This is a genomic window from Pseudovibrio japonicus (assembly GCF_014651595.1).
In the GTDB taxonomy this organism is placed as follows: Bacteria; Pseudomonadota; Alphaproteobacteria; order Rhizobiales; family Stappiaceae; genus Pseudovibrio; species Pseudovibrio japonicus.
This window is the reverse complement of sequence record NZ_BMXE01000002.1, coordinates 87,849-113,527: the sequence shown is the minus strand read 5'-3', so window position 1 is coordinate 113,527 and position 25,679 is coordinate 87,849. Positions and strand designations below refer to the sequence as shown.

21 protein-coding genes and 1 pseudogene are annotated in these 25,679 nt (G+C 53.6%); 12 read left to right on the top strand and 10 right to left on the bottom strand.

Features of this window, described 5'->3' with window-relative positions; genetic code table 11:
• Window position 1 precedes the first annotated feature (1 nt).
• Window positions 2-850 (bottom strand): bifunctional allantoicase/(S)-ureidoglycine aminohydrolase, encoded by an 849-nt coding sequence (locus IE076_RS05245; protein WP_189435739.1) that lies wholly within the window; start codon window positions 848-850, stop codon window positions 2-4.
• Between the two features lie 267 nt (window positions 851-1,117).
• Window positions 1,118-2,062 carry a LysR family transcriptional regulator gene (locus tag IE076_RS05240; RefSeq protein WP_189435738.1) on the bottom strand — a complete coding sequence of 315 codons (945 nt, stop codon included), beginning with the start codon at window positions 2,060-2,062 and terminating at the stop codon, window positions 1,118-1,120.
• 233 nt (window positions 2,063-2,295) lie between these two features.
• Between IE076_RS05240 and IE076_RS23055 the strand changes: the two are divergent.
• From IE076_RS23055 to IE076_RS05200, 8 genes and pseudogenes are all read left to right on the top strand, one after another.
• Window positions 2,296-5,088: pseudogene (locus IE076_RS23055) on the top strand (nitrate/nitrite transporter).
• Window positions 5,089-5,113: 25 nt separating this feature from the next.
• On the top strand, window positions 5,114-8,863 hold the full coding sequence (locus tag IE076_RS05230; RefSeq protein ID WP_189435737.1) for a nitrate reductase subunit alpha: 3,750 nt from the start codon (window positions 5,114-5,116) through the stop codon (window positions 8,861-8,863).
• Window positions 8,860-10,401 (top strand): nitrate reductase subunit beta, encoded by a 1,542-nt coding sequence (gene narH / locus IE076_RS05225; RefSeq protein WP_189435736.1) that lies wholly within the window; start codon window positions 8,860-8,862, stop codon window positions 10,399-10,401. Before IE076_RS05230 ends, narH begins: the two co-directional genes overlap by 4 nt.
• Window positions 10,398-11,120, top strand: a complete 723-nt coding sequence (narJ, locus tag IE076_RS05220; protein ID WP_189435735.1) for a nitrate reductase molybdenum cofactor assembly chaperone — start codon at window positions 10,398-10,400, stop codon at window positions 11,118-11,120. Before narH ends, narJ begins: the two co-directional genes overlap by 4 nt.
• A gap of 2 nt (window positions 11,121-11,122) precedes the next feature.
• Complete coding sequence (gene narI / locus IE076_RS05215; protein WP_189435734.1) at window positions 11,123-11,836, top strand: respiratory nitrate reductase subunit gamma; 714 nt, start codon at window positions 11,123-11,125, stop codon at window positions 11,834-11,836.
• A 6-nt stretch (window positions 11,837-11,842) separates the two neighbouring features.
• Complete coding sequence (locus IE076_RS05210) at window positions 11,843-12,730, top strand: peptidylprolyl isomerase (RefSeq protein WP_189435733.1); 888 nt, start codon at window positions 11,843-11,845, stop codon at window positions 12,728-12,730.
• 160 nt (window positions 12,731-12,890) lie between these two features.
• Window positions 12,891-13,883, top strand: coding sequence for a Gfo/Idh/MocA family protein (locus tag IE076_RS05205; RefSeq protein ID WP_209008879.1), 993 nt, complete (start codon window positions 12,891-12,893; stop codon window positions 13,881-13,883).
• A 302-nt stretch (window positions 13,884-14,185) separates the two neighbouring features.
• Window positions 14,186-14,914: an MBL fold metallo-hydrolase gene (locus tag IE076_RS05200; RefSeq protein WP_189435732.1), complete on the top strand. Its 729-nt coding sequence runs from the start codon at window positions 14,186-14,188 to the stop codon at window positions 14,912-14,914.
• Between the two features lie 11 nt (window positions 14,915-14,925).
• Here the strand turns inward: IE076_RS05200 and IE076_RS05195 are convergent, their stop codons facing one another.
• Entirely contained in the window at window positions 14,926-16,104 is a 1,179-nt protein-coding gene (locus IE076_RS05195; RefSeq protein ID WP_189435731.1) for a nitroreductase family protein, read from the bottom strand.
• A gap of 111 nt (window positions 16,105-16,215) precedes the next feature.
• Complete coding sequence (locus IE076_RS05190) at window positions 16,216-17,202, bottom strand: nucleoside recognition domain-containing protein (protein ID WP_189435730.1); 987 nt, start codon at window positions 17,200-17,202, stop codon at window positions 16,216-16,218.
• A 658-nt stretch (window positions 17,203-17,860) separates the two neighbouring features.
• Here IE076_RS05190 and IE076_RS05185 point away from each other — a divergent pair.
• On the top strand, window positions 17,861-18,073 hold the full coding sequence (locus tag IE076_RS05185; RefSeq protein ID WP_189435729.1) for a cold-shock protein: 213 nt from the start codon (window positions 17,861-17,863) through the stop codon (window positions 18,071-18,073).
• A gap of 52 nt (window positions 18,074-18,125) precedes the next feature.
• Complete coding sequence (locus IE076_RS05180) at window positions 18,126-18,386, top strand: cold shock domain-containing protein (protein WP_189435728.1); 261 nt, start codon at window positions 18,126-18,128, stop codon at window positions 18,384-18,386.
• A 291-nt stretch (window positions 18,387-18,677) separates the two neighbouring features.
• On the opposite strand, the gene ocd is transcribed toward IE076_RS05180, so the two are convergent.
• On the bottom strand, window positions 18,678-19,706 hold the full coding sequence (gene ocd / locus IE076_RS05175; RefSeq protein ID WP_189435727.1) for an ornithine cyclodeaminase: 1,029 nt from the start codon (window positions 19,704-19,706) through the stop codon (window positions 18,678-18,680).
• 34 nt (window positions 19,707-19,740) lie between these two features.
• Window positions 19,741-20,667, bottom strand: coding sequence for an arginase (gene rocF / locus IE076_RS05170; RefSeq protein WP_189435726.1), 927 nt, complete (start codon window positions 20,665-20,667; stop codon window positions 19,741-19,743).
• 119 nt (window positions 20,668-20,786) lie between these two features.
• Here rocF and IE076_RS05165 point away from each other — a divergent pair, with 119 nt between their 5' ends.
• Window positions 20,787-21,239: an Lrp/AsnC family transcriptional regulator gene (locus IE076_RS05165; RefSeq protein ID WP_189435725.1), complete on the top strand. Its 453-nt coding sequence runs from the start codon at window positions 20,787-20,789 to the stop codon at window positions 21,237-21,239.
• Window positions 21,240-21,328: 89 nt separating this feature from the next.
• On the opposite strand, the gene IE076_RS05160 is transcribed toward IE076_RS05165, so the two are convergent.
• Together IE076_RS05160 and deoD are read right to left on the bottom strand one after the other, a co-directional pair.
• Window positions 21,329-21,571, bottom strand: coding sequence for a YgjV family protein (locus IE076_RS05160; protein ID WP_189435724.1), 243 nt, complete (start codon window positions 21,569-21,571; stop codon window positions 21,329-21,331).
• Window positions 21,571-22,299 (bottom strand): purine-nucleoside phosphorylase, encoded by a 729-nt coding sequence (deoD, locus tag IE076_RS05155; protein WP_189435723.1) that lies wholly within the window; start codon window positions 22,297-22,299, stop codon window positions 21,571-21,573. Before deoD ends, IE076_RS05160 begins: the two co-directional genes overlap by 1 nt.
• 97 nt (window positions 22,300-22,396) lie before the next feature.
• Between deoD and IE076_RS05150 the strand changes: the two genes are divergently transcribed.
• Complete coding sequence (locus IE076_RS05150) at window positions 22,397-23,059, top strand: Crp/Fnr family transcriptional regulator (protein ID WP_189435722.1); 663 nt, start codon at window positions 22,397-22,399, stop codon at window positions 23,057-23,059.
• Window positions 23,060-23,065: 6 nt separating this feature from the next.
• Here IE076_RS05150 and IE076_RS05145 read toward each other — a convergent pair whose 3' ends face one another.
• Both IE076_RS05145 and IE076_RS05140 read right to left on the bottom strand, forming a co-directional pair.
• Window positions 23,066-24,766, bottom strand: a complete 1,701-nt coding sequence (locus IE076_RS05145) for a thiamine pyrophosphate-binding protein (RefSeq protein ID WP_189435721.1) — start codon at window positions 24,764-24,766, stop codon at window positions 23,066-23,068.
• A 102-nt stretch (window positions 24,767-24,868) separates the two neighbouring features.
• Window positions 24,869-25,648: a class I SAM-dependent methyltransferase gene (locus IE076_RS05140; RefSeq protein WP_189435720.1), complete on the bottom strand. Its 780-nt coding sequence runs from the start codon at window positions 25,646-25,648 to the stop codon at window positions 24,869-24,871.
• Window positions 25,649-25,679 lie beyond the last annotated feature (31 nt).

The following is a 25,679-nucleotide window of genomic DNA, read 5'->3' as shown; positions in this document are numbered from 1 at the left end:
GTCACCTCTGGAACGAGCCCAGTCGGGCATGACGGTTCACGTCTTTGTATAGCAAATATCGAAACCGCGTTGGACCACCAGCGTAGCAGGCTTGCGGGCAAAAGGCGCGCAACCACATAAAGTCGCCAGCCTCTACTTCCACCCAGTCAGAATTGAGCCGATAGACTGCTTTGCCTTCCAACACATAAAGCCCGTGTTCCATCACATGGGTTTCTGCAAAGGGAATACAGCCACCCGGCTCAAAGCTGACAATGTTCACATGCATGTCGTGCCGCATATCAGACGGGTCGACAAAGCGTGTGGTCGCCCAGGCCCCATTGGTATCGGGCATGGGTGCGACCACAGCATCTTTCTCGTGGGTGAAGAAGGCCTCTGGCTTGGGAATGCCCTCGACAGCCTCATAACGCTTACGCACCCAATGGAAGACTGCGGGTGCACCGCTCTTGTTACGCACTTCGTAAGCAGCTCCCGCAGGCAGGTAGGCATACCCGCCTTCTGTCAGGCTATGAGATTTCCCACCAAGGTCCACTGTGATTTCGCCTTGAACGACAAAAAACACACCTTCAGCCTCAGGGTCTGGTTCCGGTTTATGGGAACCACCCTCGGGTTGTACTTCCATTATGTATTGCGAGAATGTCTCCGCAAAGCCGGAGAGGGGGCGGGCGAGGATCCAGGCGCGTGTCCCATCCCAGAACGGAAGGTTTGAGGTAACAATATCGCGCATGACGCCTTTGGGAATAACGGCATACGCATCCGTAAACACAGCTCTGTCCGTCATAATCTGAGTTTGCGGCGGCAAGCCTCCACTGGGGGCATAATGGGTAGAAGCGGGCAGGTGTTGCGTACTCATGTGTATGGCCATTCCTGAAAGACATGCCAACTTCCAAAACGCGGCGTGCGCGGAAGCAGGGATGTGCTTAAGTTCCAAATCAGCGGGAGGTGCCTGCGCCGGATTGGGGAACGACGTGGCAGTGTTGAAGCGCTGGCACGGGTGCTGGCATCAACCGCGTTCTGAAAGCTTAGCAGCCGACAGATACACCAAACGCCTCCCATTGATAGCGTAACCTAATAAATGAACCAGATTATCAAAATAATCTTGAAAGTGCTTCTCGGATCTCTAAGGAAACTGAGGCTTCTCGCGGATGTAATGAGCGCTCTTGTCTTTTAAGCGTGCCTTCAACCGTTCACTAATGAACTCGAGAAATAATCGGATTTTAGGATCCTGATATCGCTTATGCGGGAACAGGCAGGCCAATTGCACATCCGTCGGAGGCGTTTCGGCACACACTGCAACGAGTTTCCCGCTCAGTAAATGATCCATCACATCAAACAAAGGCGCATTGATGATGCCGCGATGGTCCAAAGCCCAGTCAACCAGTACATCCCCGTCATCAGAGGTATAAGGTCCCGCAACCTCAAAGCTTTGCAGGCCATTTGGAGTTTGCAATGCCCACCTGTTTTCTGAGGAACCGGGAAACTGAAGCAACAGGCAATCATGCCTGCCGTGCTGCAGGTCAGCACCGTGGCTAGGCTCAGTGCGACGCTCAAGATAAGTCGGGGACGCACACAGCACCCGCGGGCAATCCGCCAGCTTCTTCAATCTCAGGTCCGAGTTTTGCAAATGGCCCAGAACAAAGGCCAGATCTAACCCTTCAATCGCAACATCGACGGGGCGGTCTGACAGTCTAAGCCGTACCAGCACCTCCGGATAAAGCTCGTGAAATACAGGAATCAAAGGTGCGATCAAACGTCGCCCTATCCCAAGCGGCGCAGAGACAAAGATCGAGCCGCGTGGCGTGTTCGTCACTTCGTGAACCGCGGCTTCTGCCTCTTCCATTGCTTCGAGCATTTTCCGGGCGCCGGGATAAAAAATACTACCTTGTTCAGTAGGTTGCATATTGCGGGTGGTGCGGTTGAACAGCCGGATTCCAAGGTGTTTCTCAAGCTCACCGATGCGGGAAGAAGCAACCGCAGGTGATACGTGCATATCTCTGGCCGCAGCAGACATGCTGCCAAGCTCAAACACGCGCACGAACATCCTAACGTTGTTGATGTAAGACATTGCTTTAACTTTGAAATCCCCGTCGCTCAAAGAAGCATACCAGCATCATCGGATTCTGGATAGGTGTATCTCTGCCCGCGGGCATACTCAGGTACACTATGATTTACGCCGAGTTATATCCTAAATTTACTAGTTTCATCATGTTCATCCTATGAGTTGCGCTACCTTTGGGTGCTAGTGCTCCTGAAATTCTAAGTGGATTTCTTTCCTGCTAGGATTCAGGACCAGACACTATGCATTCACTTGAGGGTGTTACACGCTCGGATCAATACAGGGCATTGGGTCTTAGTACCTTTGCTTTCACGATCTGCTTTGCAGTTTGGACCATTTTTTCAATTATCGGCGTGCGTATTAAGGGCGAACTGGGCCTGAACAACACCGAGTTCGGCCTCTTAGTTGCCACGCCAGTCCTAACAGGTTCAATCAGCCGCATCTTTCTGGGAGTATGGACCGAGCAGTTCGGCGGGCGAGTTATGTTCCCGCTGCAAATGCTCCTCACAGCAGTTTGTGTCTGGCTGCTCACGTCCGTGCACACCTACGAAGTATTCTTGTTGGCCGCACTAGGTCTCGGATTGGCTGGTGGCTCTTTTATCATTGGTGTCACCTACGTCTCCCGTTGGTTTGAGAAAGAAAAGCAGGGCACAGCACTGGGCATTTTCGGCGCTGGTAACGTTGGTGCAGCGGTTACGAACTTCGTGGCGCCCTTCCTCGTGGTTGCCGTCGGTTGGGAAGGCACGGCCCGCATCTACGCAGTTGTTTTAGCGCTCACGGCAGTGGTGTTCTTCGTGTTCAGTAAAACTGATCCAGCGCAACAAGAGCGCAAGAAAGAAGGCACCAAAGCGGTTTCTGCGAAAGAGCAACTTGCGCCGCTGAAGAACCTTCAGGTCTGGCGGTTTGCCACCTATTATTTCTTCGTCTTTGGTGCCTTCGTGGCCCTCGCATCCTTCCTCCCACGCTACTACACCGGAGCTTACGGCCTGGAGCTGACAACAGCCGGTGTGCTTGCAGGCCTTTATTCGTTGCCGGGATCTGTTTTCCGGGCTCTGGGCGGGTGGATGTCAGACAAATGGGGCGCACGCTCCGTTATGTACTTCACTTTCATCGTTTCGCTCATCTGCTTGTTCCTGCTCAGCTATCCAGAGGCCTCCTACGTGGTGGATGGCATTGAGGGACCAATAGAATTCAGATTGGGACTCAGCGTCGGTGAATTTGTCGCCATCACCGTTGTGCTTGGGTTCGTCATGAGCCTTGGCAAGGCAGCGGTCTATAAGCACATCCCGGTTTACTACCCCCGCCATGTTGGCGCCGTTGGCGGCCTTGTAGGCATGATTGGCGGCCTTGGTGGTTTCTTTCTTCCCATCGCCTTCGGAGCCCTGCTGGACTTAACTAATGTCTGGACTGCTCCTTTCATGCTTCTCTTCGGAATTGTCGCGATCTCCACCGTATGGATGCACGTTGCCATCCGCCGAATGGAACGTAAACGCTATCCAGAACTACAGGGAGAAAGGGATCTTTCTGACCTTCCTGATGAGCCGGTTGACGGCCCGGACGAACCAGCAATCGCAAACAAATACCCGTAACCGGTGAAGCCTTCTCCAGACCCAGTCTGGCGAGGGCGTACCGCTAAAAGGAAAATCTGTATGCTTGGTGACGATATTCAAAAAGGACACACGCTCATTGTGTGGCGGCCCGATGACCCGGAATTCTGGGAGAAGAAAGGGAAGGCGATTGCGACCCGAAATCTTTGGATCTCAATTCCTGCTCTCTTGCTGGCATTCTCTGTGTGGTTGGTCTGGAGTGTTGTCGTCGCGAGACTTCCGAGCATTGGTTTTGAATATACAACAAACGAGCTTTTCCTGCTGGCGGCATTGCCCGGGCTCTCCGGCGCAACCCTCAGGATTTTCTATTCCTTTATGGTGCCGATCTTCGGCGGTCGCCTTTGGACAACCCTGACCACCGCATCACTCCTCGTTCCGGCGCTCGGCATCGGCTACGCGGTTCAGGACACGGACACCCCGTATTTCATTTTTCTCATACTGGCTCTTCTGTGCGGTCTGGGCGGCGGTAACTTTGCTTCCTCAATGGCGAACATCGCCTACTTCTTTCCCAAGTCGGAGAAGGGCAACGCGCTGGCACTTAACGCCGGACTAGGCAATCTGGGCGTTTCCGTCATGCAGTTCGTGGTGCCGTTTGTTATTACGGTTGGTGTGTTTGGTGCCATTGGCGGAGACCCTCAAATACTTGAGGATGGTAGCCAACTCTGGATCCAGAATGCCGGGTTTGTATGGGTTCCGTTCCTAATCCTCTCTACACTGGCCGCATGGTTCGGAATGAATGACATCGCCCATGCAAAAGCGAGCTTCCAAGAGCAGTCCATCATCTTCAAGAGAAAGCACAACTGGATCATGTGCATTCTTTATACCGGAACGTTTGGCAGTTTCATTGGCTATTCCGCTGGCTTCCCGCTGCTTATAAACACTCAGTTCCCGGAAGTTAACGCATTCACCTATGCTTTCCTCGGCCCGCTTGTCGGAGCGCTGTCCCGCGCAGGTACGGGGTGGGTCTCAGATAAACTTGGCGGCGGTCGTGTGACCTTCTGGACCTTCCTGCTCATGATCCTCGCTGTAATTGGTGTCCTGTTTTTCTTGGATATCAAAACAGAGCCCGGTGCCTTTTGGGGGTTCTTTGCCTGCTTTATGGCGCTGTTCTTCCTGACAGGGGTCGGCAATGCGGCCACGTTCCAGATGATCCCAAGCATTATGCGTCAGCGGATACGCCTCCTCATGCCGCATCTGGATGAAAACGCTCACCAACGCCAGGCAGAACGGGAAGGCGCAGCAATCATCGCCTTTACCTCCGCAATCGCGGCTTACGGGGCCTTCTTTGTTCCCAAAGCCTATGGAACCGCCATCGCGTACACCGGTGATCCTGATTACGCCCTTTGGGCATTCGCGTTCTACTATGTGATCTGTCTGGTGATCACTTGGTACTTCTACACACGTAAGGGCGCCCCCGTCCCGTGCTGACTACAGAAAGTGAAGGGCATTTCAAATGTCTCTACTCCTCGACAAACTTAACTTCTTCGCAAAACAGGACACTGGTACCTTTGCAAACGGGCACGGTGTTACAACAAACGAGAACAGGAATTGGGAAGACAGCTATCGAAAACGATGGCAGTACGACAAAATCGTACGCTCGACCCACGGGGTAAACTGTACAGGGTCCTGTTCCTGGAAAATCTACGTGAAGGGCGGGATCATCACGTGGGAGACCCAACAGACTGATTACCCGCGCACCCGGCCGGACCTGCCCAACCATGAACCGCGTGGTTGCTCCCGTGGTGCCAGTTACAGCTGGTACATCTACTCCGCCAACCGTGTGAAGCACCCCTTGATCCGCTCCCGCCTGCTCAAAGCCTGGCGGAAAGAGCGGGCGACGAAATCACCTGTTGCAGCATGGACTGCCATTCAGGAAGATCCCGAGAAACGCCGCGACTACATCAAAGTTCGAGGACATGGCGGTTTTGTGCGTGCCACATGGGAAGAGGTCAACGAAATCATCGCGGCAGCCAACGCCTACACCACGAAAAAATGGGGCCCCGACCGCGTCACTGGATTTTCGCCAATTCCAGCCATGTCCATGATTTCCTATGCAGCAGGGACCCGCTACCTATCCCTGATCGGTGGCACCTGCATGTCGTTCTATGACTGGTACTGCGATCTTCCTCCCGCTTCCCCGCAAACATGGGGCGAACAAACCGACGTGCCGGAATCCGCTGACTGGTACAATGCTGGCTTCCTGATGTTGTGGGGCTCAAACGTGCCTCAAACCCGCACGCCGGATGCACACTTCTACACCGAGGCGCGCTATAAGGGCACCAAGTCCGTTGTCGTGTCACCGGATTACTCGGAAGCGGCCAAATTCTCCGACCTCTGGCTCCACCCCAAGCAGGGCACAGATGCAGCGCTGGCAATGGCATTGGGCCACGTGATCCTGCGTGAGTTCCACTTGGATAGGAAGGCAAAATACTTCGAAGATTATTGCCGCAAATATTCCGACATGCCTTTGCTCGTCCGCCTCGTCAAAAAAGACGGCAAGTACATACCCGAACGCCTCCTGCGTGCTTCTGAGTTTGATGACAAACTCGGTGAGACCAACAACCCGGAATGGAAGACTGTTGCAGTCGACCGCAAAGCGAAAAAGATTGTGGTCCCACACGGCTCCATCGGCTTCCGCTGGGGCGAAAAAGGCAAGTGGAACTTGGAGGAAAAAGAGGGCACAGGCAACGACACCGAGCTTGCCATGTCCCTCATTGACGAAGCTGATCATGACGAAATCGCTGATGTCGCCTTTCCATATTTCGGCAACCGCGCACATGACCACTTTAGCGGTACGAACCACGAAAGCGTGATGGTGCGTAAGGTCCCTGCCAAGAAGGTCAAACTGGCCGAGGGCGAGGCACTTGTTGCCTCTGTCTTTGATCTCTTCATCGCCAACTATGGTCTGGATCGCGGATTGGATGATCCAAACTCCGCCAAGTCCTACGATGAAGGGCTGCCCTACACCCCCGCATGGGCAGAAAAGATCACCGGTGTTCCAAAGGACCACATCATCACGGTGGCTCGTGAGTTCGCGACCAACGCCGAAAAGACCAACGGACGCTCCATGGTAATCCTCGGCGCTGGTCTGAACCACTGGTACCACATGGATATGAGCTATCGTGGCATCATCAACTTGCTGGTGATGTGCGGCTGTATCGGCCAATCTGGCGGTGGCTGGAGCCATTATGTGGGGCAGGAAAAACTCCGCCCGCAAACCGGCTGGACAGCACTCGCCTTCGCCTTGGATTGGGCACGGCCACCACGCCATATGAACTCAACCTCCTTCTTCTACGCGCACACCGACCAGTGGCGCTACGAAACGCTGAAGGTTGACGAAATCCTGTCGCCCACAGCTCCCGAGGGAGATTGGGACGCATCCCTGATTGACTACAATATCCGTGCAGAACGGATGGGGTGGCTGCCATCGGCTCCGCAATTGCAGACCAACTCTCTTGAGGTGGCCAAGGCGATTGAAGAAAGTGGCAAAGACGCCAAGGACTACGTGGCTCAGGAACTGAAGTCAGGCAATCTCAAGCTGTCCTGTGAAGACCCTGACCATGAAGCCAACTGGCCGCGCAATCTGTTCGTCTGGCGTTCCAACCTGCTGGGCTCCTCCGGCAAAGGCCATGAATACTTCCTCCGCCATTTACTCGGCACCGAACACGGTGTGCTGGGCAAGGATCTGGGCGAGGAAGGGCGCCAGCGGGCCAAGGAAGCTGTCTGGCACGACAAGGCTCCGGAAGGAAAACTGGACCTGCTCGTCACGCTGGACTTCCGCATGTCGACCACCTGCGTCTACTCGGACATCGTGCTGCCCACAGCGACGTGGTACGAGAAGAACGACCTTAATACCTCTGACATGCACCCGTTTATTCACCCGCTCTCCAGCGCAGCAGATCCTGCATGGGAAGCCCGCAGTGACTGGGAAATCTTCAAGGGTATCGCAAAAACATTCTCCGAGGTGTCTCAGGAGGTTCTGGGCAAGGAGAAGGATGCTGTCCTTGTTCCGATCCTGCATGACACCGCAGGTGAAATAGCTCAGCCGTTTGACGTTGAAGACTGGAAGAAGGATGACACCACACCACAACCCGGCAAAACCATGCCGAACGTTGTGGTGATCGAGCGAGACTATCCAAACATCTACAAGCGCTTCACCTCTCTTGGCCCATTGATGGACAAACTCGGCAACGGTGGCAAAGGCATCAGCTGGAACACCGAGCACGAAGTGGAACTCCTCAAAGGCCTCAACGGAAAGGTGCTCGAAGAAGGTCCAACCAAAGGCTTCGCAAAGATCGATACGGATATCGACGCAACCGAAGTTGTTCTGTCTCTTGCACCGGAAACCAATGGTGAAGTGGCCGTCAAAGCATGGGCAGCGCTCTCTGAATTCACAGGCAGAGACCACACCCACCTGGCCTTGCCAAAGGAAGAAGAGAAGATCCGCTTCCGCGATATTGTCGCCCAGCCACGCAAGATCATCTCGTCACCCACATGGTCCGGACTGGAGTCGGAGCACGTCTGTTACAACGCGGGCTACACCAACGTCCACGAGCTGATCCCGTGGCGGACGATCTCCGGTCGTCAGCAGCTTTATCAGGATCACCTCTGGATGCGTGCATTCGGTGAAGGCTTCTGTGTCTATAGGCCTCCTATCGACACCAAGGGTGTGAAACCGGTGATCGATGAGAAGTCAATGGGCAGAAAGCAACTGGTGCTCAACTTTATCACCCCGCACCAGAAGTGGGGCATCCACTCCACCTACACCGACAATCTGCTGATGCTGACGCTCAACCGAGGTGGACCGGTCGTCTGGATCTCCGAGGTGGATGCGAAGAAAGCCAAGATTGAGGACAACGACTGGGTCGAGGTCTTCAACATCAACGGCGCACTTGTCGCCCGTGTAGTGGTTTCTCAGCGCATGAAGGAAGGCACGATCTACATGTATCACGCTCAGGAAAAGATCGTGAATACACCGGGGTCAGAGCTCACCGGACAGCGCGGCGGTATCCATAACTCCGTTACCAGAGCGATCACCAAGCCAACCCACATGATTGGCGGTTATGCGCAGCAATCCTACGGCTTCAATTACTACGGAACAGTTGGCTCAAACCGGGATGAATTCGTTGTGGTTCACAAGCTGGAAGAAGTGAACTGGATGGAAGAACCACTGAAGGACAGTGGTCAGGAGGCAGCAGAATGAAAGTCCGCGCACAAATCGCAAAGGTGCTGAACCTGGATAAATGCATCGGCTGCCACACCTGTTCAGTGACCTGCAAAAACGTTTGGACCAACCGCGAAGGCGTGGAATACGCCTGGTTTAACAACGTGGAAACCAAACCCGGTATTGGCTACCCCAAAGACTGGGAAAACCAGGAGCGTTGGAATGGCGGCTGGGTGCGCAAGCGCAACGGCAAGATCATTCCCAAGATGGGCGCCAAATGGCGGATTCTGGCGAATATCTTTGCCAACCCGGACCTGCCTGAAATCGATGACTACTACGAGCCGTTTGATTTCGATTACGAGCACCTGCAGGGCGCGCCGGAAAGCGCTCAGTTTCCAACCGCCCGACCCAAATCAGCGATCACCGGAGAGCGTATCGAAAAGATTGAGTGGGGTCCGAACTGGGAAGAAATTCTTGGTGGTGAATTCGCCAAGCGGTCCAAGGATTACAACTTCGAAGGTGTCGAAAAGGAAATTTACGGCGAGTTCGAAAACACCTTCATGATGTACCTGCCACGCCTGTGTGAGCACTGCCTCAACCCAACCTGTGTCGCAGCGTGCCCATCGGGTGCAATCTACAAGCGTGAAGATGATGGTATCGTCCTGATCGATCAGGAAAAATGCCGTGGCTGGCGCATGTGTGTGTCTGGTTGCCCCTACAAGAAGATCTACTTCAACTGGTCCTCTGGAAAATCGGAAAAATGCATCTTCTGTTATCCGCGCATTGAAAGCGGGCAGCCAACTGTCTGTTCGGAAACCTGCGTCGGGCGTATCCGCTATCTGGGTGTAATCCTCTATGATGCGGATAAGATTGAAGAAGCAGCCTCCACGCAGGATGAGAAGGATCTTTACGAACAGCAGCTGAAGGTCTTTCTTGATCCCCATGATCCAAAGGTGATCGAGCAGGCCCGCAAAGATGGCGTGCCGGAGGACTGGTTACAGGCCGCGAAAATCTCTCCGGTCTACAAGATGGCTATCGACTGGAAAGTGGCATTCCCGCTCCATCCGGAATATCGCACCCTGCCAATGGTGTGGTACATCCCGCCGCTCTCTCCAATCCAGTCAGCTGCCGAAGCTGGCAAGATCGGGTGGGACGGTGAACTGCCTGATGTCCGTTCCATGCGCATCCCGGTGCGCTATCTCTCAAACCTGCTGACCGCCGGGAAGGACGAACCCATCGTGACCGCTCTGGAGCGGATGCTCGCCATGCGTTCATACATGCGCTCCAAGTCAGTGGATGGTGTCGTCAACGAAGCCATTGCCGAACGTGTTGGCCTGACGGCTGCACTGGTGGAAGACATGTACAAGATCATGGCAATCGCCAACTATGAGGATCGCTTCGTTATCCCAACCACACACCGCGAAGTCTCCGAGGATGCCTACGATGTGCGTGGCTCTTGCGGCTTCTCCTTCGGCAACGGTTGCTCCGGCGGCAGCGATGGTACTGACCTGTTTGGCGGCACCCGCAAGAAGGCCGTCACAACACCAACCGATGTGTTTAAGGAGATGCGCGGATGATCACCTCCTTAAAAATCCTCTCGCTCCTGCTCAACTACCCCACAAGGGAGTTGCTGGATGATCTTCCCGCGTTGAAAGAGGCGGTGAACGCAGACCGTTTGCTGTCCTCAAAAGGCCGGAAGATGATCTGCACTCTGTGTGATGATCTGGCTGGGCTGGACCTCTACGAAGTGCAGGAGCGCTACGTGTTCCTGTTTGATCGCACGCGCTCACATTCTCTGCACTTGTTTGAACATGTGCATGGTGAGAGCAGGGACCGCGGACAGGCCCTCGTTGATCTGCGTGAGATGTACCTGAACAACGGGTTTGCGGCAGAAACCACGGAGCTTCCGGACTACATTCCGCTTTTCCTTGAGTATCTGGCGCACCAGCCCTTCCCCGAGGCCAAGGAACTGCTTCACCAGACAGCTCACATCTTCGAGGCGCTGCGCTTGCGCCTCAAGAAGAAAGGCTCAATCTACGCCGATGCCTTTGCAGCTGTCGCAGAACTCAGCAAGGCCACTCCTTCCAAAGAGCTCCTCTCCAACATTCTTGCAGAGCCGGAAGACGATCCTAATGACCTGGAAGCCATGGACCGGGTTTGGCAGGAAGAGGTCGTCAAGTTTGGCGGCAATGCAGGGGAAGGCAGCTGCGGTCCTGACCGTTTGAGAATGCAAATGAGAGCGGCGGACAGACGCCCGCCCAATGAAACCCCACCGAATATCCAAGGGGATCAATAGCTATGTCTGGATTCTTCAATACGCTGTTCTTCGGAATATATCCGTATATCGCCCTCTCTGTTTTGATTGTAGGAACAATCGTGCGCTACGACAGGGAGCCCTACAGCTGGCGGGCAGGGTCCAGTCAGATGTTGCGCCGAAAGCAATTGGTCTGGGGCTCCATCCTGTTCCACGTGGGTGTACTTGTTGTTTTCCTTGGGCACTTCTTCGGTCTTCTCACTCCGATTGTGATCTTTGAGACAATTGGGATCGGACATGAAGCCAAGCAAATTCTGGCAATTGTTGTCGGAGGCATTGCGGGCCTCGTCGCAATCGTTGGTGCCGCAATGCTCATTCACCGTAGGCTCTACGATTCACGGGTGAGGGCAGCGTCCAGTCCGATGGATACCTTCATCATCTGCCTGCTTGGTTTCCAGCTCCTGTTGGGGCTGGCAACCATCCCGGTCTCCCTTCAGCACATTGAAGGGGAAGAGATGGTGAACTTCATGAACTGGGCACAAGGCATATTCACCTTCAGGCCTGATGTCGCAACGTATGTGGTGGGCTCTTCATGGATCTTCAAACTGCACCTCTTCGTTGGTCTGACGATCCTGCTCATCTTCCCGTTCACACGTCTGGTGCATATGCTCAGCGTCCCGGCAAGATACCTCTGGCGTCCCGGCTACCAGATCGTGCGCGAGCGCAACTCAACCAACTCTCGTAATCCGGCAGAGTGAGGGTAAATGGCCAATCTCTACACCAATCCAAACCTCGACGACGGTGCTTCGGCAGGCATAGACCTGCCAAGCACCAAGGTCCCGCCCAAGAGCCAGCCAGTCATCACAACTGTGTCGGTGAATGGGACGCAAATCAGTGAACAGGACATTCTCTCCGAGGCCCAAAACCACCCAGCCGCCAATCCGGGGCAGGCGGTAAGAGCCGCAGCAAGAGCGCTGGTCGTGCGGGAATTACTGCTACAACAAGCAAAGGCCCTGAACATCAAGGCCACGCCGGAGCAGCTGGAAGACGGCTGCGAGACCGCAGAAGATGCAGCGATCAGAGAGCTCATTGAGCAGGAGGTCGCAATCCCCTCGGCGTCCAGAGACGAGTGCCTGCGCTACTACGAAAACAACAAGGCCCGCTTCAGCTCAGAGCCAATCTATGAGGCCTGCCATATCCTGTTTGCCGCTGGCTCAGACCAACAAACTGCCCGCAGCATCGCCAAAGCCCGCGCCCATGATGTGCTCAAGGTACTTCAGACAAAACCTGAAGCCTTCTCCGATCTGGCATTGGAGTATTCCGCTTGTCCTTCAAAGGAAACCGGCGGCAATCTGGGACAGCTGACAAAGGGCAGCACCGTTCCGGAGTTTGAACAGGCACTCCAGTCCATGCAGGCAGGTGAGCTGTCAGAGCTGCCGGTCGAAACCAAGTTCGGCTATCACATCATCTTCCTGAACCGGAAAATCGAAGGCAACACACTTCCCTTCGAGCATGTTGAGGAAACCATCAAAGCGTGGTTGGAAGCGGCGAGCTGGTCCAAAGCAGTCTCCCAGTACATCACCATTCTGGCAGGTGCCGCAGACATTCAGGGCACAGATCTGTTTGGATCTGATGGCCCTCTCGTGCAGTAGGAGACAGGTTCGCACCCGGGCGAACCTTTCTCTATCGATTAGCTTGGATAAGCAATAAGCGCTTGATCTATGGTGTTTTCTCCTTGCCGGAATATGATTAGGGTTTAGTTTGGAATTCTTCCCGTGATGTTCTCGGGATCCTGTGTTCTGGAGAAAAACAATGTCGAAACTGAACTGGGGCTTTCTGGGAACGAGCTTCATCTCGTTGACTATGGCAGACGCGATTTGCAAGGAAGGATCCATGCGGATTCACTCCATTGCTGGCCGTTCTGAGGTGCCGTTGAAAGTCTTCGCAGAGAAGTACGATATTGAGCACACCTTTGATGACTTCAACGAGCTGATCGAAGATGAAGCCGTCGACATCATCTACATCGCCCTCCCAAATCATGTGCACCATGAATACGTGATCAAAGCAGCGAACGCCGGTAAGGCAATCCTCTGCGAAAAGTCGCTCTCCGTGGATATGGATAGGACGGATCAGGCGTTAAAAGCCGTTGCCGAAAACGGTGTCTTCTTCGCGGAAGGTCTGATGTACCTGAACCACCCTTTCACCGCCGCGATTCAGGAGGTGGTCACATCAGGGGAGCTAGGTGAAATCCAGTCCATCTCGGCCCAGTATTGCGCCTCCATTGCACACCTCGTGAACCCGGACAGCAAGGGTGTGCTCTACAATCTTGGCTGCTATCCGGTCTCACTGGTGCATCTGCTCATGCAAACTGCGTTCCCGAACCCCATCCTTGAAAACTATAAGATCTCGGCAATGGGACGTCGCGGTGCAGACGGGAATATTTGTGAAACCGCCGCTACGCTACGATTGAATAACGGCGTTCTCTGCCAGCTTCACACGGCAGAAGATTATGGCCTGCACGCTAGGTTCTCCGTCCTCGGCTCCAAGGCCAGTCTGGAATTGAACTCCAACCCATGGCTGCCAACAGCTGAGGGAAATACCTTCACAATCACCCCCTACGAGAAACAGGGAGACACGCGCACTGTGACCGCAGAGGGCGACGGGTTCCTTTATCAGGTCAGAGCAATCCGCGAAGCCATTGAAGCTGGAAAGACGGAACTGGAAAGCCCGGCCCCAAGCGCGGAAGACAGCCGTCACATCATGCAAATCCTGACAGACTGGGAAGCCGCAACGGTTATCGCCTGAGCAGAAAACCACGGGTGAGGCAGCAGGCACCCCGCTCTGGCGATCCTCATGTAAAACGCCCACACCAACGACTGCGTGCGCTGCAAGTTACTCCCCAGTGGCGATATGCCAAAGCGGGGACAGAACGGGCATAACCACGTTTGCGTTGAAATGTGCGTTGGTTTGCGTTCTTCACGTTTTTCCTGAGCTCATCCGTCCCGCAACCTACAGCGGGGCGCTTCGGCGCGGAGCAAACAAAGTTATCCCCCTCACCACCAAAGCTGGTTATGATGAACGCCTCTGATCAAGCAGGAGGAATGAGGGTGGAACGCATTCCGGCGCAGAAGTGGTACCGCACCACCAAACTGGCAGATGACATCACGCTGATTGATGAGCCCTACATCAAGCAGTTTTACCGCTGCAACATCTGGCATGTGCGCGGACGCCATAAGGACCTGTTGGTGGATAGTGGCATGGGCGTTGTCAGCCTGCGCAAGCATGTGGCGCTCACCGCCGAAAAGTCCATTATGGCTGTCGCCAGCCACACCCACTTCGATCATATCGGCTGCCAGCACGAGTTCCCGCATCGTTTGGTCCATAAGGCCGAAGCAGACTTGTTGGCTCACCCGACGCGCAAGAACACGCTGGCCGATCCGTACGTAACTGACGATATCTTCGATGCACTTCCGCCCGAGCCCTATCAATCCTCCGAGTATGCCGTCAAACCCGCCCCCGCCAGCCACCTGCTGGAAGATGGCGAAGTGCTCAGCACCGGAGATCGCCATTTTGAGGTGATCCATACACCCGGCCACTCACCGGGCGGTATCGCGCTTTGGGAGAAGGCAACCCAAACCCTGATTGCCGGAGATATCGTCTATGACGGACCACTGGTCACGGACTGCTACCACTCCAACATGGCGGACTATATCGCTAGCATGAAGCGCTTACTGGATATTCCCGTCCGCACAATCCATGGCGGCCATTTCCCAAGCTTCGACGGCAAACGTCTTCACGAGATCATCCATGCTTTCCTGAAGGAGCATGATACCTGAGCGAACCACAATTAGGCTCCGCCTTTGGTTTCTTTGTCAGGCGCGGCTTTAGGCACCCATGAGATGACATAGCGTGGCAGATCAGGAAACGGCCCGCTTCCGCGCTCATCAGGCGAGAGCTGTTCAAATCGTCCGGCTTTGCCAAGCGCGTCACACCCACACTCCCAGTTGGCCAGCCAGATGCCAAGGGCCACCATGGCGTAGTACCGCGAGTGTGTCGTCGCGCAAAAATCCACCCGCTCAATCCTCATATGCTCCGTAACAACAACACCGCGTGTTGGCTGAGCGTTGTAGGAGGAGGGCGACCACTGACACACCTCATAGCATCGCCCAAAAGTCCGATAAGGCCGCGCTTGTGTGTTCAGCGGCTTTTTGAAATCAGTATCCGCATAAAACAGCTCCTGCACATCCAGCCGATACCTCTGGGTTTTCACAATTGAGCGGATCGACAGCGGCATATAACGCGAGCGATACCCAAATGCGCAAACGCAGATGATGTGGTCGCGTTCAGGATCAAACCGCGCCCCCAGATGCTTAATGATGCTCTCATGGTCAGCACCCGGCCCAATCCAGCAGGTTGCCAGACCTTTCCGCGTGGCCTCAATCACCACCTTCTGCAAGCTGCGCCCCACATCCACCACGGCCATTTCATGATACTCGCGCGGTGCAATTGCTACCAGAAATTCTTTCGTCCCAACCGCAGGCCAAACCACCAGTGGTTTATCGATATACTCAAAGCGGATGGGGTGAGGGCTCAGGCAATTCTCCGGCTTGCTGTACTGCTCCGCCAGCGAAAGCACCAGTTCCCGATGCTCTTCGCTCATCAACCGGTCTTGAAAGGAGCGGCACGAAACCCGAGCCCTCATCAGTTCAAAAGCATCCAGATGCTCGTGGCTGGACGGCAGCGCTTCCGCTGGATGGAAGCCATACCGGACACTAAGAACATCGAAGATCAGATTGATAAGCAGCAGTACCGCAAGAAGAAGCGGCAGATCCTGCAAAAGAAAGGGCCACACATCAACCAGTGCGCCCAGACCGGAGAGCACCAGCAACAGCACCACCGCCACCGCATTGGGCAGATACTGCAACCAGCTTGTCCACTGCAGCCACATCTTCACACGCCACCACCATCGGGACTCAAACCAAGCTTCGTTGGGAGTGCGTTTTTCTTCTTGTTTTTTCTCGTTCATTCAGATGTTCCGCAGTCTGGCTGTTTCCAGCAAGGAAGAAACTGCGGAACATTTTAAGCGAGGGGTATTCCCGAAACGTAACCATGCCTCAGGAGTACCAAAGGACTGCGACTAGGTAGCGGCTTGTGCAGCTTTCGCTGGGCGGTAGAGGAACCGGTTAAAGGCATCCTCCGGCATCATCTGGACCAGACGCCCAATGAGCGCCATGGCCGCCACACAGAAGACGAACCGTCCTACCAGTGCACCGGACCAGTGCGCGCCAAAGGCCATCATCACCAGAGGGTCCTCAATCAATCCATGGCAGATGCCCATGAACGAGAGCGAGAGCACCACATCTCGGGACGACATCTTGCCTTCCTGTGCTTCCTTGATGATGAGACCACCACCGTAAGAAAGGCCGAGCAGAACCCCAACCATGGTGATTGGCGTGGCCGCCTTGCTGATGCCCATCAGGCGCAGCAGAGGCGATAGCAACCACCCAATCAGGTCAGTGATCTTTGCCAGCTCAAGCACCTTCAAAAAGATGATCAGCCCCAGAATGATCCAAAACAGGGTGAAGAGTAGGGAGGCGCTGGAGTATGTCCACTCCAGCCATGTTTCTTCAAGGGTCGGGGTAAAGGGCAACCACGAAAGCTCGAGCGGCTGCTGCAGCCAACCGCCAGCCGAATAAATCAGGTTCAGAACCAGCCCGTAACTGACACCCACCACAAACCGAAGGCCGGAGGAAAACACGAAACTAACGCCAGCGCGCCGTGAGATGCTCTGCTCTAGAGGCAGTGCGTGGGCAATAAGAACAACAGAAAGCAGCACGGTCACATCTGCGACGGTGAGCGACTCTACAGGCAACAGTGTAATCATCACGGCTACTGCAGCATACGTGTTGACCAACAAACCAACAGCCAGAACAAGGCCGGTTGCGGCAGGCAGACCCATCAGGCCCATCAGCGGTTCAAGCACCACGCCCAGATAATCAACCAGCCCAAGTTCCATCGCGATGCGCACGAGTATCATTACCGGAACCATGGTCTTTAACATGATCCAGAACAGGCCAACGGAGTCCTTCGCAATCTTCTGAGAAGCAGCGACAAAATTATTCATTCTTCTGACAAACCAATGCTGCGCGCGCTTTTGGGCACAAAAGCGCTGTGTGGAGGGAGGGTAGGAAACCGAAGGGGAGGGCCTTCGCTCTGTTACCAAGCAAAACTACTAGGATATTTCAGCGCTGGAGGAAATAGGGTTTTACTCAACCCCGATGCCTTTATTTCTCAAATGAAGCGTCCCATCTCCCCAAAATCCACTCAGAGCCAGAGGTGGGACCTGACGGACAACACCACAAATGCACTGGCTCATCCAGCACATAACTAGCTGGTAAGTTGCTTTACTAAAAAGTCTCTCGGAATGCTGCGGGCACAAGAAGTTTTAGATGAATAAATCTAATAATATTATTAAATTACAGGGCATCAAAAAGAACATCTGTGTCTACAGGAAATTACTACTAAATATATATGGGGCCTTATTTTCTTGACTATAAATAGTTTTTCTGCGCATATAAGTATCGCATGCATGAAGAGCTAAATTTGGTGCGTGCCAGACTTTCGGTTTGAATGATATAAATACCTGTTGTTGCCGTTTTATTTGCAACATAACTGACCTTATGATCTTCCCGACAATCTGCGAAACCAAAATTGCATGCACAACGTATGCTTGGTTTTGAAACCAAATCATCCTTGCAATAAGTACGGGAAGGACCCCATCTATGCATATTAGCGGTACAGTAAAATTCTTCGACCATTCACGCGGTTTTGGCTTCATCACGCCAGAAGACGGCAGCAAAGATGTGTTTGTTCACATCAGTGCACTTCAAAATGCTGGTATCCAGTCCATTGACGAAGGCGATAAGCTGCGTTTTGTGCCAGTCGATGACCCACGTGGTCGCGGAAAAACCGCTGCAGATCTTCAGACTGTATAAGCATACACCATAAATATTTAGCTCTCTCTGCGGAACTCTCAGAGAGAGCCCCATGTCTTCTTTTGGAAGACACCTAGTTAGAAAGGCTACGAATTTGAACTTAGTAAAATTTGGAACAGTAAAAAGTTTTGACCATTTGTCCGGCAAAGGCTGGATTACCCCTGAGGATGGTGGCCGTGACATTGCGGTAAACCGTGCCGCAGTAAAAAAAGCCCGCCTTGGGCAAATCTGTGAAGGCCAAACCTTGGGCTTCCAGGTGTCTGGTGGAACGCCATCAGCCACTAATCTTTGGGCAACCTGGTCCAACCGATAAATCTTGTACCTGCCGCGACCTTCACCAAAAGAGGGTCAGCACCGGAGAAGGTCGCTTGGATGCCTACCATAATGCATGCTGAATAGGCTCAGCCACCTTCTCTAATACCATCAAGAAAACCATATGTGCCCGCAAGAGCGTGTTCCGTTTGATTGAATTCAATCGAACGCGACATGCTCTAAGGCGAGCCGTGTTGCCAACAAGCGCTTTATTGAACAAAAAAAAAGCGCCTGCTGGGTGGGCAGGCGCTTACAAACCCCGAGCAAAGGGTAAGTTCAAACGAGGCTACTCTTATTCGGCAGCTTGTTTGACCTCTAAAAGACCAAAGAGATTGCGTGGATCAGCTGGTTCGGCAATCATCTCCAGGTCCTGAACAGTTTCGTCCTGCTTCACCAGATCATAGATGTAACGCAGGCCGGAAAAGTCCTCGATGGCAAAGCCAACGGAGTCGAACAGCGTGATGTCACGCTCGCTCGTACGGCCCTCAGTGCCGCCGGCAATCACTTCCCACAGCTCAACAACCGGATGCTCATCATCCAGCTGCTGGATCTCGCCTTCAATGCGGGTCTGCTCCGGATACTCAACGAAGATCTTGGAGCGCAGCAGAATGTCTTTGTGCAGCTCGGTCTTGCCAGGGCAGTCGCCGCCAATCGCGTTGATGTGCGCGCCAGCACCGACCATGTTGTCGGTCAGGATGGTGGCCTTTTGCTTGTCCGCCGTCACAGTGGTGATGATATCCGCACCGGCAACAGCTTCTTCCGAGCTCCGGCAAATGGTGATGTTAAAGCCCTTGCCATCAAGGTTCGCCGCGCACTTCCGGGTCGCTTCCGTATCCGTATCAAACAAACGCAGATTGGTAATGCCCATCACCGCCTTGAACGCCAGCGCCTGAAATTCGGACTGCGCCCCGTTGCCGATGATTGCCATGGTCGCCGAGTTAGGACGCGCCAGATATTTTGCCGCCATAGCCGATGTCGCAGCCGTGCGCAGCGCCGTCAGAACAGTCATCTCCGACAGGAAAAACGGATAGCCGGAATCCACATCAGACAACATACCGAATGCCGTAACCGTCTGCTTGCCTTCCTGCGTGTTCTTCGGATGACCATTGACGTACTTGAAGCTGTACAGCTGCCCGTCACTGGTCGGCATCAGCTCAATCACACCAACTTTGGAGTGGCTGGCAACCCGAGGTGTTTTGTCAAACAACGGCCAGCGGCGGTAATCCTCCTCCACATACTCGGTCATACCTTTCAAGATAGTCTCGACACCGTGTTTGTTGACCAAATCCAAAATTTTGGAAACGCTTACGAACTGGACCATTGGGGAATTCCTGTTTTACTTGTGTTGGGTGAGATCAAGCCCGGTTTGGGTGGTCCAGCACTTGTTTGCCGAACAAGCTGGAAACCAAATCTGTCATCAGGGTTGCTGTACGGCCTCGCACATCAAGGAATGGATTAAGCTCCACCAGATCAACGGAGGTGACCAGCTGGCTGTCACAAAGCATCTCCATGATCAGATGAGCTTCGCGGAAGGTTGCGCCACCCGGAACCGTTGTCCCCACCGCAGGGGCGATATCCGGGTCCAGAAAGTCCACATCAAAGCTCAGGTGCAAACGACCTTTGGCAGCCTTCACACGCTCAAGAAAGTCACTAAGCGGTCTGGCAACACCATTCTCGTCGATCCGGCGCATGTCGTGAGTTTCGATGCCGTTCTTCTGCAGCGCAGAGCGCTCTGCATTGTCCACGGATCGTAACCCCATCATGCAGATGTTCTCTGGCTTAATTGCGGTCTTCAGCTCCGGATAATACCCCTCAAAACCGGAGAGACCGCAAAAGTAAGCCGCTGGCGTACCATGCAAATTGCCGCTCATCGTCGTGCTTAGATTATGGAAGTCGGGATGCGCATCCAGCCACAGCACAAACTGCTCTTCGCCAGCTTCTGCCGCCGCATCGGCAATTCCGCTAACAGTGCCCGCAGCCATGGAGTGATCACCGCCCAAAAATACAGGCAGGTGACCCTGACGCAGTTCTTTCAAAGCAACGTCGTGTAGCGTCTCGGTCCAGCTGATTGTCTCACTCAAATGGTGGACAGCGCTGTTGGAGTGAACCCGGTCAGGGCTTGTCGCCGGCACAATGTTGCCTCGGTCAATAACGGAATAACCCAGTGCTTCTAGAGAATCTTGTAGTCCCGCAGTCCGCAGAGCATCCGGGCCCATAACACAGCCCTGAATATTGGTTCCTGTTTGTACAGGTGCCCCTACGAGCACAACGATATTTTTCATTCCCACGCCCCGAATTTTCCAATATGGGGTATTATCCGTGTACAAGTGGCGGTAAAAAGCCTTCATTGTGATCAAAATGGTGGCCGATACAGCCACTCTGATAAGTAGAGTTACTCACTTTGGATGAAATAGATCAAAAAATTATCGCGATTCTACGTAGAAATGCGCGGGCGAGCGTGTCTGATCTTGCTCTTGAGCTGAAGATCTCCCGCTCAACTGTGCGTGCTCGTATGGAGCGACTAAAATCGGCAGGCGATATTCTCGGCTACACGGTCGTACTGCGTGGGGATGTCTTTGAACAACCTGTTCGTGGCATTATGATGATCAAGATTGAGGGCAAAGGCACTCAGCGCATTGTCGACCACCTTTACAAGATGACCGAGGTCACGGCCCTTCACACCACCAACGGCAAATGGGACCTGATCGTGGAGATGGGAACCGATACGCTGGTCCACTTCGATGATGTCCTGCGCCGCATCCGCCTCATCGATGGCATTTCAGCCAGCGAAACCAACCTGCTGCTCTCCACCAAACGCGCCAGCGAAGCTCGCCGCAATGTCCTGCTGGACTAGGCTTGCACACAAAAAAGAGCCCTGAGCGTGTCTTGAAGACCGCTCAGGGCTCGGTAGTTCACCAGCCTTGGCTTAACGGGGTGAGTGCCTTACGCTTCTAATGGCGTAAGTGCTTGTTGTTGTTGTTTTCTCAGTTTCGCCAAGTGGTAAATATTGATGAACACGCACATGCCGTTGAGCAAGACAACCGGATAAGCATCAACTGCAACACCGTAGATGGTGAACAGGATACAGCCGATCATGTTGATCACACGAAGCCACAGGACGTTGCCCATCAGAAGAGATGTCATCACAGTGATTGAGGCCAGATAGCCCACGAGTTCCATATTCATTATGCTGCAGCCATTTCAGGTGTTGTTGCATATGCAGTTTCCAGAGCCAGTTCCATCATCTGGTTAAAGCTGTTCTGGCGTTCTTCGGAGGTGGTTTCCTCAGCGGTGATCAGGTGGTCGGAAACGGTCAGCACGCACAGCGCTTTCACGCGGAATTCCGCTGCGATTGCAAACAGTGCAGCAGCTTCCATTTCAACAGCCAGAACACCCATCTTCTGCATTGCAGGCAGCAGCGCCGGGTTGGAACCGTAAAACAGGTCGCCGGAAAGGATGTTGCCAAAGCGTGGGGACAGACCCAGCTCACCAGCAGCATCGGAACACGCCTTTAACAGTTCAAAGTCAGGAGCAGCAGCATAATCATAGCCGGCAAAGCGATCACGGATCATGGAGGAGTTGGTGCTGGCACCGGTTGCGACGATCAGGTCGCGCAGTTTCAGCTCTTCATCAACACCACCGCAGCTGCCGACGCGGATCAGTTTTTTTACACCATAAAAGTTGATCAGCTCATGTGCATAGATCGAAATGGACGGCATACCCATACCATGCGCCATAACGGAGACAGGCTTACCCTTGTATTCCCCAGTAAAACCAAGCACATTACGCACGTTTGTAACTTCGCGCACATTTTGCAGATAGGTTTCTGCAATATACTTTGCACGAAGCGGATCACCCGGCATGAGGACTGTTTCGGCAAAGTCTCCAGCCTGAGCGTTGATATGCGGTGTCATCGGTTTCTCCCTATGCATCTTCTTGGGAGGAACCTAGAAATATCGCTGGCCCAAAAACAGGACAAATGTCCGAATATCTGAATTAAATAATGCAAAAATGACAATTAAATCTCTCGCAGAAATTGGACACAGGCAAGTATTAGAATGGATCAAAACTGGTCCGTTTCTTCGGCGCCAAATGAAGCCGGGAGAATACTTACTCAGGCAAGGCCAGAACCTGGAGCACCTCTATTGGATCGAGGATGGTTTCTGCACGGTCAGCTTCACAGCGGCCAATGGCAGGCGCTTCAGTCACGGCAGATTTAGCGTTGAAGATCGCCTGTATGGTGAGATGGAGTTTTTCACCGGCAAACCCATCCAGTTCGATATTCGTTGTGACAGCCCGGTCAGTGTACGGGTGATCCCGAATGCAGATCTGGAAGCATTACTGGTGCAGTACCCGCATGTGGGAATCTGGCTCAGCCAGTCCTTGGCAGATACCTATCAGGAGGTGATGGATCGGATGACCTCTCACTTCATGTACCCGCTGGCCTACAACATCGCCAAGGACCTGCTGCTCCGCGAGCTGGGCAACAAGCCAGCCATCCAGTTTGAGCGTGTCTTTAAAGAAGCCGAGCGTTTCGGGTGTTCGGAGCGTGTCTACCGCCGTGCCGTCAGCCAGCTGATCGAGCAGGGGTTTGCCGAAAAACGGGGCCGCGAGCTCAAAGTCGCCAACAAAGACAAACTGGAACGCTATCTGGCCGAAGAGGAAGAGCGTTAAGCCCGCTCAGTGGCGCAGCGCTTCGCTGAACTTGACGTTGAAGGCGGCCGTGTCCCATGGGTCGAGCAGAATACGTACGATATTAACACCAGTGGGCTCGTCCAGCTTGTCCAGCACCTTGGCCATATCCTTTTCGGTGCGTGCAACAAAGCTCTTGCAGGTCTTACCCTCCACGCCTCCAAAGGCAGAACCCAGTTCCTCGTAGTTCCACAAAGGTGTGTTGTTGTAGGACCGCTCCTTACCGGGGTAAATCTGCCGCTCCGCACCATACCCCTTATTATCCAGAATAAAGACAACACAGTCGGTCTCATATTTGATCAACGTAGAAAGCTCCTGTGCGGTCATATGGAACGCACCGTCACCGGTGATCATGTAGCAACGTCGCCCCGCAGCTTCGTACGTAAAGATCCCGCCACAGAACAGCGCAAAGCCTGCGCCCAGTGATCCATAGTTACCGCAGCCATGGATATCGACACCAGCAGGGTACTCCGCCTGAGCAGCATTGATGTACCCGCCCGTATCTCCGTACATCACGTCTCCGGGCTTTGCATAATTGGCAAGTTGGATGAATAGACGATCGATTGTCAGTTTTGCATCAGTTGGCTTAAAGGCATCGCTTCGTTGAAAATGAAAGAGCCGGGCATCCTTGGGAATATCCAGTGTCCCGACTTGGTCAAGTTCGGCCTCTTTGGCCAGCTCTGGCAAAAAGTCCCGCAGATAGACCTGACCATAGACCTGATTGTTGATGATGACCTGATCAAAATCCATCCAGATGCAATCCTGATTTGCCCCGATCTTGCTGGTAAAGATGCCGGTGTCGAACTCGTTAAGCGTCATGCCAGCTACAATCGCCAGATCGGCTGTCTCAACGATGGTCCTTGTCGCATCACAGCTCATGGCCCCCATATAAAGGCCTGCTGCATTGGGGTGCCCTTCAAACGTAGGAATCTTTCCGACAAACGTTGTCGCAACACTGGCATTGAGGTCATCAATAAGGTTCTCGGTATCTTCAATCAGCTTCTCGCGTTGCAATAGATGGCCTGTTACAACACAGCGGGTTTTTGAGCTGTTGAGAAGACCAACCGCATGGCACAAGGCCTCTTTCAGGTTCACCCGAGAAGACTGCCTCAGCAAAAGATCAAACGGCTCGACTGGCAGGTCCACTTCTGCCAACTGAAGGTCGTAGGGAATCTCAAGATAGACCGGCTTCTTATCTTGCAGCGCAGTGCGAATGAGTTTGTCAATTTCAGCTGGAGCCGTCTCCAAACGTGTCAATCGATGAGAAGCTGCTGTAATTGGACGGAAAGAATCCAGACACGCATTGAAATTGGTATCAAGCACATGGTGCAGTTTGTGTGCGGTGGGCGTGTTCAAAACCTCCACGGTCGGTGTGCCAGCAATCACAATCATGGGCGTGCTGTCCGCGTAGGCGCCACCCACCGCATTTGCTGTGCTTAGCGAACCAACCCCATAGGTCACCGCAACCGCGCCAAATCCGGACATCTTGGAATACCCATCGGCGGCATAAGCGCCATTCAGCTCGTTGCAAACCAGTACATGGTCCACCCCATGGTCCTGATCAATCAGTTCATCAAAGAGCGGCAGAACATAGTCACCCGGAATCCCGAAGACGTGGTGGACACCAATTTCTTTGAGGCGAAGAAAGAGGTAAGTCGAAAGGGATACTTTCGTTGATGGGGATGACATAGAAACGCTCCTTTAAAGCAACCAGCTTCTCGCGTGCATTTAGCGATACGGAGCGTTTCCATCAGCTTTAAAAAAAGCCTGCATTTCTGCTGTCCAAGTAACCTATTCAGCAATCAACATGAGCATTTCATGGGGCGTATGCATAACGCCGTCGTGCTCCTCAAGGCGTTTGGTGATTTCCGCCCGCAGCTGCGCCTGCTGTGCGTCACTGGCCTCATTGCCAGGTGGGTAGGAGGTCAGCGTTGCAAACACAGTCTCCACATCATCAATGGCGTAGATGTCTTGATAGGTCAGCTTGCTCACGGACTGGAACCGCTGCGCAAGCCGTGCCTCAACTTCTTCCGGTGGCGCCATCACGACAGAAGGGGTTATCGGCGAGACATCAAACACGCGGCTGTTTAACTCATAAACCTGCTTCAGATCGGCTGCGCTGTTAAGCGTAATGACCAGCCGCCCACCCGGCTTCAATATACGCCGCATCTCATCCAATGCCTTGTCCGGATCACTGAGGTGGTAAACCATGTGCATTGCTATCACCACATCAAACGAAGCATCCTCAAAAGGCATGGCCTCTGCCTGATTCACATAACCCGCGACCTGCTTGATAGCAGAAAGCTTGCTCAGCGCCGCCTTGGCCTCGGCCACCATCTGTTCCGACTGATCAACGAGCGAAACCTCCAGTCCATCTGGCAACTGATGCTGATTGGAAGCCCAGAACCACCCCGCACCGCAACCGATATCAGCAACCGTACAGCCCTCGCTAAAGCCCATTCGCTCGCCAGCCCAACTAAACCAGCTGGTATTGGCATACCGTCGATGCAGGTTCGCCCGTGTTCTGAGGTTTGAACTGGTTTTATATTGCTTGGCGACATCTACAGACATGGGACCTCCAAATTTTATAAATAGAATTGAA

Excerpts from the sequence above, each read along its gene's own strand:
- IE076_RS05245 (WP_189435739.1), bottom strand. The coding sequence starts at position 850 with ATGAGTACGCAACACCTGCCCGCTTCTACCCATTATGCCCCCAGTGGA.
- narJ (WP_189435735.1), top strand. The coding sequence starts at position 10,398 with ATGATCACCTCCTTAAAAATCCTCTCGCTCCTGCTCAACTACCCCACA.
- narH (WP_189435736.1), top strand. The coding sequence starts at position 8,860 with ATGAAAGTCCGCGCACAAATCGCAAAGGTGCTGAACCTGGATAAATGC.
- IE076_RS05185 (WP_189435729.1), top strand. The coding sequence starts at position 17,861 with ATGCATATTAGCGGTACAGTAAAATTCTTCGACCATTCACGCGGTTTT.
- IE076_RS05190 (WP_189435730.1), bottom strand. The coding sequence starts at position 17,202 with ATGAATAATTTTGTCGCTGCTTCTCAGAAGATTGCGAAGGACTCCGTT.
- IE076_RS05205 (WP_209008879.1), top strand. The coding sequence starts at position 12,891 with ATGTCGAAACTGAACTGGGGCTTTCTGGGAACGAGCTTCATCTCGTTG.
- deoD (WP_189435723.1), bottom strand. The coding sequence starts at position 22,299 with ATGACACCGCATATCAACGCTCAGGCTGGAGACTTTGCCGAAACAGTC.
- IE076_RS05145 (WP_189435721.1), bottom strand. The coding sequence starts at position 24,766 with ATGTCATCCCCATCAACGAAAGTATCCCTTTCGACTTACCTCTTTCTT.
- IE076_RS05160 (WP_189435724.1), bottom strand. The coding sequence starts at position 21,571 with ATGAATATGGAACTCGTGGGCTATCTGGCCTCAATCACTGTGATGACA.
- rocF (WP_189435726.1), bottom strand. The coding sequence starts at position 20,667 with ATGAAAAATATCGTTGTGCTCGTAGGGGCACCTGTACAAACAGGAACC.
- IE076_RS05180 (WP_189435728.1), top strand. The coding sequence starts at position 18,126 with ATGTCTTCTTTTGGAAGACACCTAGTTAGAAAGGCTACGAATTTGAAC.
- narI (WP_189435734.1), top strand. The coding sequence starts at position 11,123 with ATGTCTGGATTCTTCAATACGCTGTTCTTCGGAATATATCCGTATATC.
- IE076_RS05195 (WP_189435731.1), bottom strand. The coding sequence starts at position 16,104 with ATGAACGAGAAAAAACAAGAAGAAAAACGCACTCCCAACGAAGCTTGG.
- IE076_RS05210 (WP_189435733.1), top strand. The coding sequence starts at position 11,843 with ATGGCCAATCTCTACACCAATCCAAACCTCGACGACGGTGCTTCGGCA.
- IE076_RS05140 (WP_189435720.1), bottom strand. The coding sequence starts at position 25,648 with ATGTCTGTAGATGTCGCCAAGCAATATAAAACCAGTTCAAACCTCAGA.
- IE076_RS05150 (WP_189435722.1), top strand. The coding sequence starts at position 22,397 with ATGACAATTAAATCTCTCGCAGAAATTGGACACAGGCAAGTATTAGAA.
- IE076_RS05230 (WP_189435737.1), top strand. The coding sequence starts at position 5,114 with ATGTCTCTACTCCTCGACAAACTTAACTTCTTCGCAAAACAGGACACT.
- IE076_RS05240 (WP_189435738.1), bottom strand. The coding sequence starts at position 2,062 with ATGTCTTACATCAACAACGTTAGGATGTTCGTGCGCGTGTTTGAGCTT.
- ocd (WP_189435727.1), bottom strand. The coding sequence starts at position 19,706 with ATGGTCCAGTTCGTAAGCGTTTCCAAAATTTTGGATTTGGTCAACAAA.